This window comes from Sphingobium sp. (assembly GCF_049304695.1).
Classification (GTDB): Bacteria; Pseudomonadota; Alphaproteobacteria; order Sphingomonadales; family Sphingomonadaceae; genus Sphingobium.
In genome coordinates this window covers 1-1,585 of record NZ_JBAQOK010000029.1, presented here as the reverse complement: position 1 = coordinate 1,585, position 1,585 = coordinate 1, and the positions used below count along the sequence as shown (strand labels likewise).

3 protein-coding genes are annotated in these 1,585 nt (G+C 62.3%); 1 reads left to right on the top strand and 2 read right to left on the bottom strand.

Going from position 1 to position 1,585, the window contains the following annotated elements; translation table 11 throughout:
• Both WA070_RS04305 and WA070_RS04300 read right to left on the bottom strand, forming a co-directional pair.
• On the bottom strand, window positions 1-305 hold a 305-nt coding region (locus WA070_RS04305), incomplete at its 3' end, for a YeeE/YedE family protein (protein ID WP_422632922.1).
• Entirely contained in the window at window positions 305-1,213 is a 909-nt protein-coding gene (locus tag WA070_RS04300; protein WP_422632924.1) for an MBL fold metallo-hydrolase, read from the bottom strand. The genes WA070_RS04300 and WA070_RS04305, both read right to left, overlap by 1 nt.
• Before the next feature lie 116 nt (window positions 1,214-1,329).
• Here WA070_RS04300 and WA070_RS04295 point away from each other — a divergent pair.
• The coding region (locus WA070_RS04295) for a redoxin domain-containing protein (protein WP_422632923.1) at window positions 1,330-1,585 on the top strand (256 nt) is incomplete at its 3' end.

The window sequence follows — 1,585 nt, the reverse complement described above, 5'->3', positions numbered from 1 at the left end:
CAGCCCGACCCGAGCCGCGTGCCAATGCCGACGACGAGCCCTGCGACCGCGAGCGTTGCCATGCTCATGGGGAAGCGTGACAGGATCGGTCCCGCCGCCCATGCGACAAGTGCCGCGCCGAGAGGCAAGCCGATGATGAAGGCCAGCGCGAGCGTGCGCGGTGCGCCGCCGCCCAGCCCGATCGCCCGCGCCGCCATGCCGCTGACACCAGCGATGCGGCCGGCGCCCAGCAGCATGATGGCAGCCGCGACGCCGATCATCAGGCCACCGATCAGCCCCTGCACCGGCATCGCATAATCAGGCATCACAGCACATCCAGCGGAAGCTTGAGGTAGCGCGTGCCATTCTCTTCCGGCTCAGGCAGATGCCCGCCACGCATATTCACCTGAATCGAGGGGAGGATGAGCCGTGGCATCCCCAGCGTCGCGTCACGACGAGTGCGCATCTCGACAAATTCATCCTCGCCCACGCCTTCATGGACGTGAACATTGGAATCGCGTTCCTGGCCGATCGTGGTTTCCCACACAAAGTCGTCGCGGCCCGGCGCTTTGTAATCATGGCACAGGAAAGTGCGCGTCTCGCGCGGCAAGTCCATCAGGCGGCGGATGGAGCGATAAAGCATTCGCGCATCGCCGCCGGGGAAATCCGCACGGGCGGTGCCATAGTCCGGCATGAACAGCGTGTCGCCCGTGAACACCGCGTCGCCGATGACATAGGCCAGGTCGGCGGGCGTATGCCCCGGCACGTGCAACGCGACCGCAGGAATCGAACCGATCAAGAACCTGTCGCCGTCATCAAACAGATGGTCGAACTGCGACCCGTCACGCTCAAACTGGGTATCTTCGTTGAAGATCTTGCCGAACACGCTCTGGACTGTCGTGATTGCGCGACCGATCGCGAGCTTGCCGCCGAGTTTTTCCTGAAGGAACGGCGCGGCAGACAGATGATCTGCGTGAGCATGGGTTTCCAGCAGCCATTCGACCTTCAGCCCTTCGGCCTGGACATAGTCGATGATCGCCTGCGCAGAGCCGTGGTCCGTCCGGCCGGATGCCGGGTCGAAATCCATCACGCTGTCGATAATCGCTGCGGCGCGAGTCACTGGATCATGCACCACATAGCTTGCGGTAAATGTCGGCTCGTCAAAAAACGAGCGCACGACCGGCGCGGGCACTTCGCCGGCCCGGGCGTCCATCACAATCTGCGTTGCGAGCATGAGCGGCTCATCAGGGTGGTCCATCTCGACTCTCCATACTTTCTCAGTTACACGTTTCAAATAATCGAGTATTACCGTTGCGTCAACCGATGAGATGGATGACAATGTCGATCAGCATGAATGAAAGGTTCGATTTGGCACCTGAACTCCCCCCCTGTTCCGCGTTGCGCCTAGGCGAGGAAGCGCCGGATTTCACCGCCCGCTCGACCCGTGGCCCGGTGTCACTTTCGGATTTCCGAGGGCGCTGGCTTGCGCTCTTTTCGCATCCGGCGGATTTCACGCCGGTCTGCACCAGCGAGTTTGTGTCGATCGCGCGCGCGCATGACCGGTTTGCGACGCTGGGATGCGAACTGATGGCACTGTCGGTCGACA